The sequence below is a fragment of the Rhodococcus sp. EPR-147 genome, assembly GCF_001647185.1.
GTDB lineage: Bacteria > Actinomycetota > Actinomycetes > Mycobacteriales > Mycobacteriaceae > Rhodococcoides.
Genome location: NZ_LVCU01000254.1, coordinates 20943 through 30433 on the forward strand (window position 1 = coordinate 20943; position 9491 = coordinate 30433).

At 66.3% G+C, this 9491-nt stretch carries 6 protein-coding genes; 4 read left to right on the forward strand and 2 right to left on the reverse strand.

The window, feature by feature from the left end:
* Positions 1–38: 38 nt before the first annotated feature.
* Together A2J02_RS12375 and A2J02_RS12380 are read left to right on the forward strand one after the other, a co-directional pair.
* Positions 39–2432, forward strand: coding sequence for a helicase-associated domain-containing protein (locus A2J02_RS12375; RefSeq protein ID WP_068050454.1), 2394 nt, complete (start codon positions 39–41; stop codon positions 2430–2432).
* 44 nt (positions 2433–2476) lie between these two features.
* Complete coding sequence (locus A2J02_RS12380; protein WP_068050462.1) at positions 2477–4822, forward strand: DNA polymerase III subunit gamma and tau; 2346 nt, start codon at positions 2477–2479, stop codon at positions 4820–4822.
* A gap of 12 nt (positions 4823–4834) precedes the next feature.
* Here A2J02_RS12380 and A2J02_RS12385 read toward each other — a convergent pair whose 3' ends face one another.
* A complete protein-coding gene (locus A2J02_RS12385; RefSeq protein WP_068050455.1) occupies positions 4835–5071 on the reverse strand; it encodes a hypothetical protein in 237 nt (78 codons plus the stop codon).
* A 234-nt stretch (positions 5072–5305) separates the two neighbouring features.
* Here A2J02_RS12385 and A2J02_RS12390 point away from each other — a divergent pair, with 234 nt between their 5' ends.
* Positions 5306–6517 (forward strand): acetyl-CoA C-acetyltransferase, encoded by a 1212-nt coding sequence (locus A2J02_RS12390; RefSeq protein ID WP_068050463.1) that lies wholly within the window; start codon positions 5306–5308, stop codon positions 6515–6517.
* A gap of 9 nt (positions 6518–6526) precedes the next feature.
* The gene (locus A2J02_RS12395) at positions 6527–8662 is read left to right on the forward strand and encodes a 3-hydroxyacyl-CoA dehydrogenase NAD-binding domain-containing protein (RefSeq protein ID WP_068050456.1); all 2136 of its coding nucleotides are present in this window, start codon (positions 6527–6529) and stop codon (positions 8660–8662) included.
* Between the two features lie 59 nt (positions 8663–8721).
* Here A2J02_RS12395 and A2J02_RS12400 read toward each other — a convergent pair whose 3' ends face one another.
* Positions 8722–9384 carry a GntR family transcriptional regulator gene (locus A2J02_RS12400; protein WP_068050457.1) on the reverse strand — a complete coding sequence of 221 codons (663 nt, stop codon included), beginning with the start codon at positions 9382–9384 and terminating at the stop codon, positions 8722–8724.
* Positions 9385–9491 lie beyond the last annotated feature (107 nt).

Genomic DNA, 9491 nt, shown 5'->3' on the forward strand with positions numbered 1-9491 from the left:
CGTCGATACAGTGGCCAGAACTTTCACCGGGGGCCGGAATGACCGACAGTATCGAGACCTACGAGGGCTGGCTTGCGTCTCTCGACGAGGACGCACTGACCGATCTGCTGCATCGTCGGCCGGACGTGGCGACAGACCCGCCACCGCGCTCGTTCGGCTTGCTCGCGCAGTTGCTCGGTGCACCGTCTCGGGTGTCGATGCTGCCGCGTCGACTCGACAGCGGCGCGATGGCTCTCCTCGAATTGTTCGCGCTCATGGGCGATCTGAGCCGCGCCGAGATCGGGCACTGGGCGAGTGATGGATCGGTCAACGAGACGCCGCACATCGATGCCGCTCTCGCCACACTGACGGCCTACGGGTTGATCTGGCCGCACTCCTCACCCGGCGCAGGCACCGTCGAATACTCACCCATCGATCTGTCCGGGGTGTTCTCGCATCCGTTCGGACTTGCCCGCAGGCAACGAAAGCTGTTCCTGCACTGCGCTGTCGAGCAGGATCGGCTGGCCGTGCTGTCGATCCTCGGAATCGACCCGTCGCTCGAGCGAGGGGCGCGTGCCGACGCCGTTGCAGCCGCGATGACGCCCGAGCGCATCCGTGAACTGTTCGACGGCGGGCCGGAGGAGATGCGAGCGATGTTGTCTCGCTTCGTCGATGGCAAGCCGGTGTCACTGATCTTCGACATTCCACCGAGCGCGGGGACCCCTGCCTTCGAGCGGGGATTGTTGTACCGACTCGACGGGCACCGCGTCGAGATGCCGCTGGAGGTGAGCATCGCCCTGCGCGGGGTCGGGTGGCGTCTGCCCATCGAAGTCACGCCGCCGACCTTCGAGACCCGCGCGCTCTCGCACGACGACGTGCGGCGCACTCGTTCCATCGCACTGCTGCAGTTCTGCGAACACACGCAGGCATTGCTGACGGCCATCGACGCCGACGGCCTGACGACGATGAAGACCGGCGGCGTCAGTGCCAAGGAACTTCGGTCGCTGACGAGCAGGTTGGGATTCGCCGACGAACACGACACCGCGTTGATGTTGATGCTGGCACGCGAAGCCGGACTGCTGGCCGAACGCGGAAAGACCGGCGTCGCGTTGACCTCGGCCTACGAGACATGGTCGACGAGTGCCCGAGCCGAACAGGCGGCGACGCTGGTGACCGCGTGGTGGAGTTCGCCCATCACTCCCACCCACCGCGTGCCCCGTGCGTCGCAGAAGACCGTTCCCGTGCTCAAGAAGATGCTCGACGACCCCGCGGCAGCGGACCTGCGCGCGACGGCGCTGACAGCTCTGCTCCGATACGAGGACGTCGACTCGCCGGTGACGGTTCTGCAGGATGCCGAGGAGTTCGCCCGGTACCTGGACTGGCACATCCCGGTCGTCTCGACGGGCGCCGGGCCCGGCCACGTGCACGCGCTGTGGTTGGAGGCGAGTCGGCTCGGGGTACTGGCCGACGGTGCGCCGACCGATCTGTGCCGCACCCTCACCGAGTTCCCCGCGGGTCGAGACGGTGACCCGAGCGAAATCCGTGCGGCTCTGGCCGCACAGTTGCAGGACATGGCCGAGTGGGTTCCGTTCTCCGTTCGGCTGTTGCCCGATTCCACGGCGGTGGTGACCGGACCACCCAGTACCGAGGTGGCGTCGATTCTCGGCGCGGCCGCGCAGCCCGAGTCGAGGGACGTCGCATCGGTCTGGCGGTTCACCCCCGCGACCATCCGAGGGTTCTTCGACACCGGTGGCACCGGCGACGAGTTGATCGATGCGTTGACCGCGATGGCCGACACCGACGTACCCCAGGCTCTGAGCTACACGATCCGGGACTGCTGGCGTACCTACGGCGCCCTGGCCGTGCGCAGAATTCCCTGCGCCATCGTCTCCGAGGACGTCGTCCTGCTGACGAACATCGAGACCGACGAGTCCCTGTCAGTGCTGCAGTTCCAGCGCCTCGCTCCCACCGTTCTGGTCAGTTCGGCCACGCCGATCGACACCATCGCAGTGCTCCGCAGGCACGGATACTCCCCGGTGCGGCACTCCGACACCGGGCAACTCCAACTCGACAGCGCACCCCGGATCCGCGCGGGGGACACCCGGCCGACGCATCGTGCCGTCCACCAGGCACGGCACCGACGCGAACCACGCGAGCTCGCGCGGCTCCTGCTGGCCGGCAGCAGCGGAACCGTCGACGAGGCACGAGTGCGGTCTGCGCTGGATTCGCACAGCCGACTGCTGCCGCGAGAGCTGGATCTGTTGACCGACGCCGCAGCGCGCGGCACACCCGTCACGATCGACTATCAGAACTCCAGGGGAGCCATCGTGCGGCATGCGATCTCGGATGCGTTGCAGGACGGCCATTGGCTGTACGCGCTGTCGGAATCGACCGGAAGCCGCGAGAGCTTCGCCGTCATGAACATCAGAGCGGTATCCACCGCCGCACAATGACCGGCGATGCAACTGTGTCCGTGGTCGACGGTACCCTTTCGGGCGTGGCCCTCTACCGGAAGTACCGTCCTGCGACGTTCGCCGAGGTCGTCGGTCAGGAGCACGTCACCGAGCCGATCAGCGTGGCGTTGGACAGCAACAGAATCAACCACGCCTACCTGTTCTCCGGGCCGCGCGGCTGCGGAAAGACCTCCTCGGCGCGGATCCTCGCCCGATCGCTGAACTGCGCCGAAGGTCCCACGTCGACGCCCTGCGGCGTGTGCAACTCCTGCGTCGCCCTCGCCCCCGGCGGACCCGGCAACTTCGACGTCGTCGAGATGGACGCGGCCAGCCACGGTGGCGTCGACGATGCCCGTGATCTGCGAGACAAGGCCGTGTACGCCCCGGCCGAATCGCGCTACGTCATCTTCATCATCGACGAGGCGCACATGGTGACCCCGGCGGGCTTCAACGCGTTGCTGAAGGTGGTCGAGGAACCGCCCGAGCACCTCGTCTTCATCTTCGCGACCCCCGAACCCGAGAAGGTTCTCCCCACCATCCGCTCGCGTACCCACCACTACCCGTTCCGGCTGCTCGCGCCGTCGACCATGCGCGTTCTGCTGGAAAAGATCTGCGGTCAGGAACAGGTCCCGGTCGAAGACGCGGTCTACCCGTTGGTCATCCGCGCCGGCGGCGGCTCGCCCCGTGACTCGCTCAGCGTCATGGATCAGCTTCTGGCCGGAGCCGGGCCGGAAGGCGTCACGTACCCGCGAGCACTGTCGCTGCTCGGCGTCACCGACGTCGCGCTCATCGACGAAGCCGTCGACGCATTGGCTGCGGGCGACGGCGGCGCACTGTTCGGCACCGTCGACAAGGTGATGGACGCCGGCCACGACCCACGCCGGTTCGCCATCGACCTCCTCGATCGCATGCGAGACCTGATCCTGATGAAGGCCGTGCCCGACGCCGGAGAACGCGGTCTGGTCGACGTGCCGGGCGACGTACTCGAGCGACTGCGTGACGAGGCCGATCTGCTCGGCTCGGCGACGCTGACTCGCTACGCCGAGATCGTGCACTCGGGACTCGGCGAGATGCGCGGTGCCACCGCCCCACGCCTGCTGCTCGAAGTGATGTGCGCCCGCATGCTGCTGCCCTCGGCCTCCGACGCGGAATCGGCGGTGTTGCAACGACTCGAACGCGTCGAACGTCGCTTGGACGTCACCCTTCCGGCGGGGGAGCAGGCAGCCGTCGCCCAGGCAGTTGCGGATCCGACGCGACCGCAACTGCAACCCACCGAGGAGCCCGCACCCTCGGGTCCGGCACCGGTGAGCAAATTCCAGCGACCGTCACAGCGCCCCCCGGCCGCAGAGCCGACAGCGCCCGCACCGGCACCGGCTCCGGTGGCGGCCGCACCCGCTGTCTCAGTCCCGGTGCCGACACCCGCACCAACACCGGAGCCCGAGCCGGTTCCGACACCCGCACCAACTCCGGAGCCCGAGCCGACACCTGAGCCAGCTCCGACACCTGAGCCAGCTCCGGCACCCGAGCCCGCACCAACACCCGAGCCCACACCAACACCCGAGCCTGCGCCGGCGTCAGTATCCGAGCCCGAGTCCGTCCCGGAATCCGTTCCCGTGCAACAGGATTCGGCCCCGGTTGCCCCGGCTGCGCCGACCGCCCCGACGTCACACGAGGACTTTCCGCCGGAGCCCGAGGACGATTACGGTCCCGAACCTGATCCCGTGTTCGAGTCGGAACCGGAACCCGTGGCGGCCCCTGCCTCCGCGTCGAACGAACCCGACGCAGCTGCGGTTCGAGCGGTGTGGTCCGAGGTGCGTACGAAAGTGCGGGAGCGGAGCCGGACCGTCGAGGTGATGCTGTCCGGAGCCTCGGTGCGCGCGGTCGAGAACGGCACCATCACGCTCGGCCACGACTCGGCACCGTTGGCCAAGCGTCTGGAGGAGCCCCGCAATGCCGACGTCATTCGCGACGCTCTGCGTGACGTGTTCGGCGTCGAATGGTCGGTGGTATGTCTGGTCGGTGCCGCGGCACCACCGGAACAGTCATCAGCAAAAAAAGATGAACCGGCAGCGAAACCCGCGTCGCTGCCGAAGTTCTCGAGGCCGAGCCAGGCAGGGGCTCCCCGTCCCACGTCGGACGGGTTCGGATCAGCGGGCGACGGATCCTCGGCCGGCATCGGGGCGGACGACAGTCCGATGCCGGAAGCCCCGGACTATCCGGACGAGCCCGAGCCGGTAGGCCCACCGCCGCCGGAGACTCCGGAGGACGAAGAAGAGCTGCTCAAGGCTGCCGCCGAGCCTGCCGATCCCACGGTTCGCCGGGACCCGGAAACCGTCGCGATGGAGCTGCTGGTGAGCGAACTGGGAGCGGTACCGCTCAAAGAGATCTGATCGACGGGTGACTCAGCCGACGGTGAGATCCTCGTTGTCGGCGAACACCAGGCGGCCACTGTCGAGTGCCACGGCCCAACGCCGTGCCACCGCCCATTCCCTCGACGTGGTGTCGGGGGTCTGCACGCCGAAGTCCTCGACGATGGCTCCGGTCTCGTAGGCGTCCTGACCGGACTCGTCGTCGGTGCCGGTGGTGTGAATGCGTACTTTGACGCGGGCGCCCACGGTCAGTTCGTTGTCGGTTTCCATGGAGGGTCTTCTTCCGCGCTCGGTAGATCTGATCTATCCGAGTGTCCCATGCCGACTTCGTTCAAACCTGAACTTCCGCGCCGGTCATGGAGAACGCTCGTTTCGGTCCTTATGTCGGATCGACCCGCGGCCCTACTGTGAAGTGAGCTGAGGTCTGTTGTGGCCTCGCATCGACGCGGTCGGCCAGCACGGCGACGGCGACGCCGATCGAGAATGTGGAAGGAACTGCGCGCTGTGACTACAGAGGCATTCATTTATGAAGCCATCAGGACTCCCCGAGGCAAAGGAAAGAACGGCTCCCTGCACTCGGTGAAGCCGATTTCCCTGGTGACCGGCCTGATCGACGAGCTTCGTCGACGTTTCCCCGACATGGACGAGAACCGGATCTCCGACCTCATCCTCGGAGTGGTCTCGCCCGTCGGAGACCAGGGTGCCGACATCGCCCGCACTGCCGTGCTCGCTGCGAAGATGCCCGACACCGTCGGCGGCTTCCAGCTCAACCGTTTCTGCGCGTCCGGCCTCGAGGCCGTCAACCTGGCCGCGCAGAAGGTGCGTTCGGGTTGGGACGAGCTCGTCGTCGCCGGTGGCGTCGAGTCGATGTCGCGTGTGCCGATGGGCAGTGACGGCGGCGCGTGGGCCATGGACCCCGCCACCAACTACGACACCTACTTCGCCCCGCAGGGCATCGGTGCCGACCTCATCGCCACCATCGAGGGCTTCACCCGTGAAGACGTCGACGCCTACGCCGCGCAGTCGCAGGAGCGAGCCGCAGCAGCGTGGTCCGGTGGATACTTCGCCAAGTCCGTCGTGCCGGTCACCGACCAGAACGGTCTGCTGATCCTCGATCAGGACGAGCACATGCGTCCGGGCAGCACCGTCGAATCGCTCGGCAAGCTGAACCCGGCCTTCACCGGTATCGCTGCCATGGGCGGATTCGACGACGTGGCGCTGCAGAAGTACCACTGGATCGAGAAGATCGATCACGTCCACACCGGCGGCAACAGCTCCGGCATCGTCGACGGCGCAGCCCTCGTCCTCGTCGGCAGCGAGCAGGCGGGCAAGGACCTGAACATGGTCCCGCGCGCCCGCATCGTCGCCACGGCCACCAGCGGTGCCGACACGACCATCATGCTCACCGGGCCGACCCCGGCGTCGAAGAAGGTTCTCGCCACCGCCGGCCTGACCGTCGACGACATCGATCTCTTCGAGCTCAACGAGGCGTTCGCGTCCGTCGTGCTGCGGTTCCAGAAGGATCTGAAGATCCCGAACGAGAAGCTCAACGTCAACGGCGGTGCCATCGCCATGGGCCACCCCTTGGGAGCTACCGGCGCGATGATCACCGGCACCGTGCTCGACGAGCTCGAGCGCCGCGGCGGTCGTTACGCGTTGATCACCCTGTGCATCGGCGGCGGCATGGGCGTTGCCACCATCATCGAGCGAGTCTGAGGTAAAGGCATGAGCAACAACATGATTCAGTGGGACCAGGACGCCGACGGCATCGTCACGCTGACAATGGACGACCCCAACCAGGGCGCCAACACGATGAACCAGCTGTACAAGGACTCGATGGGTGCCACCGTCGAACGCCTCGAGGCCGAGGTCGACTCCATCACCGGTGTCGTGATCACGTCCGCCAAGAAGACGTTCTTCGCAGGCGGCGATCTGCACACCCTCATCGCAGCCAAGCCCGAGGACGCCCAGCAGGTGTTCGACGAGGTTCAGGAAGTCAAGGGCCAGCTGCGTCGCATCGAGAAGCTCGGTAAGCCGGTCGTGTCCGCCATCAACGGCGCAGCACTCGGCGGCGGACTCGAGATCGCACTCGCGACGCATCACCGCATCGCGGCCGATGTTTCCGGCGTCCAGATCGGTCTGCCCGAGGTCTCGCTCGGACTGCTTCCCGGCGGCGGCGGCGTTGCTCGCATCACGCGACTGCTCGGCATTCAGACCGGTTTCATGACCGTCCTCGCCCAGGGCACCCGGTTCCGTCCGGCGAAGGCTCTCGAGATCGGTCTGATTCACGAATTGGTCGGCAGCATCGACGAATTGGTGCCGGCCGCCAAGGCGTGGATCAAGGCCAACCCCGAGGGCGGCGTCGCACCGTGGGATGTCAAGGGCTACAAGATCCCCGGTGGAACGCCGTCGAACCCGAAGCTCGCGCAGATCCTGCCTGCATTCCCGTCCAACCTGCGCAAGCAGATCAAGGGCGCACCGATGCCGGCTCCGCGCGCGATTCTCGCTGCGGCAGTGGAGGGTGCGCAGGTCGATTTCGACAACGCGTGCACCATCGAGTCGCGGTACTTCACCGAGTTGGTCACCGGTCTGGTGTCCAAGAACATGATTCAGGCGTTCTTCTTCGACCTGCAGGCGATCAACGCCGGCAAGTCGCGCCCGGACGGCATCGAGAAGACCACGTTCACCAAGGTCGCGGTTCTCGGCGCGGGCATGATGGGCGCGGGCATCGCGTACGTGTGTGCCAAGGCCGGAATCGACGTGGTGCTCAAGGACGTTGCCATCGAGTCGGCTCAGAAGGGCAAGGCCTATTCCGAGGCCATCGAGGCCAAGGCACTCTCGCGTGGCAAGACCACCCAGGAGAAGTCCGACGCTCTGCTGGCCCGTATCCACCCGACGGCCGACGCCAAGGACGTCGAAGGCGCAGACCTCGTCATCGAGGCCGTCTTCGAGTCGGAAGAGTTGAAGCAGAGGGTGTTCCAGGAGATCGAGGACCTCGTCGATCCGACGGCGCTGCTCGGTTCCAACACCTCGACGCTGCCCATCACGAGCCTCGCTCAGGGCATCAAGCGTCAGGAAGACTTCATCGGAATCCACTTCTTCTCACCCGTGGACAAGATGCCGCTGGTGGAGATCATTCGCGGCGAGAAGACGTCGGATGCGGCCTTGGCCAAGGCATTCGACCTGGTGCAGCTCATCAAGAAGACCCCGATCGTCGTCAACGACAGTCGCGGCTTCTTCACCTCGCGTGTCATCGGCACGTTCATCAACGAGGCCATCGCGATGTTGGGCGAGGGCGTCGAGCCGTCGACCATCGAGCAGGCCGGTCTGCAGGCCGGTTACCCGGCTGCGCCGCTGCAGCTCTCGGACGAGCTCACGCTCAACCTGATGCAGAAGATCCGCAAGGAAACCTACGACGCGCTCATCGCCGCGGGTCAGACTCCTCCCGAGGATCCGGCCGGTGCCGTCATCGACAAGATGGTCGACGAGTTCGAGCGTCCGTCGAAGGCCAAGGGCGCGGGCTTCTACGAGTACGAGGACGGCAAGCGCGCCGGACTGTGGCCCGGACTGCGTGATGCGTTCAAGTCGGGCTCGGCGGACATCCCGTTCGAGGACCTCAAGGAGCGCATGCTGTTCATCGAGGCCATCGAGACGCAGAAGTGCTTCGACGAGGGTGTCCTGAACACCACCGCCGACGCCAACATCGGCTCGATCTTCGGCATCGGATTCCCCGCCTGGACCGGAGGCGTGCACCAGTACGTCGTCGGCTACCCGGGTGGTCAGGCCGGCTTCGTCACTCGTGCAGACGAATTGGCCAAGAAGTACGGCGATCGCTTCCAGGTTCCCGCCTCGCTGCGCTGACCCCATGTGAGCGGAACCTCCTAGCAGGCTACGAGTTTCCACTCACATGCGCGTAGCGCTCACCCGCGGTGCGCGATCAACCTCTCGGCGCCGTCTGTGAATTGTTGCTTCATCAATTCGCAGGCGGCGTCGATGTCGTTTCGAACGAGTGCCTCGATGAGGGCCTCGTGGTTGCGTACTGTCGCTCGGCCCCAGTCGCGGTCGGTGGCGTAGAGGCGGGTGGGTGTGTAGCGGGTGGCGTTGTTGAGAAACCACGCCAGTTTCGCGGATTCGGCGAGTCGGTTGAGGACTCGGTGGAACTCGAATTCGCAGTTCTCGACGTCCTCCGGCCGACCGTTCTCGACGGCGACCGACAGTGCGGCGGTGAGCTCGGCGAGCCGGTCGAGCTCGGCCTCGGTGATCTTCGGCGCGGCGCGGCGAACCAGCTCGGCGGCGATGTGGCCCTGCAGCCAGAAGATGTCGACGATGTCGCTCGGCGTCAGGGGCGAGACCTTGTATCCGCGATGCGGGACGAGTTCGACGATGCCCTCACCCCGCAGCGTCAGCAGTGCCTCGCGAACCGGAGTGACGCTCACCCCGAGTTCGGCGGCGGTCTCGTCGAGTCGGATGAAGTCGCCTGGGCTCACCTCGCCGGACATGACGAGGTGCCGGACGTGGTTGGCCACCTCCTCCGACAGCTGCGGCCGTCGGCGCAGAACCGATGCTCGACGCTTGTCCACCATTCCGAAAGCCAATCACACGGCGGGCTTCGTGCGAAGGAGGACCTTCGCGACCGGTTCGACGACTCGGGCCGCGATGGGCCCCAGGATGGCCATCAGCAGTACGTATG

Bases quoted from the DNA above. Each gene is read 5' to 3' on its own strand.
- A2J02_RS12375 (WP_068050454.1), top strand. From the start codon at position 39: ATGACCGACAGTATCGAGACCTACGAGGGCTGGCTTGCGTCTCTCGAC.
- A2J02_RS12385 (WP_068050455.1), bottom strand. From the start codon at position 5,071: ATGGAAACCGACAACGAACTGACCGTGGGCGCCCGCGTCAAAGTACGC.
- A2J02_RS12395 (WP_068050456.1), top strand. From the start codon at position 6,527: ATGAGCAACAACATGATTCAGTGGGACCAGGACGCCGACGGCATCGTC.
- A2J02_RS12400 (WP_068050457.1), bottom strand. From the start codon at position 9,384: ATGGTGGACAAGCGTCGAGCATCGGTTCTGCGCCGACGGCCGCAGCTG.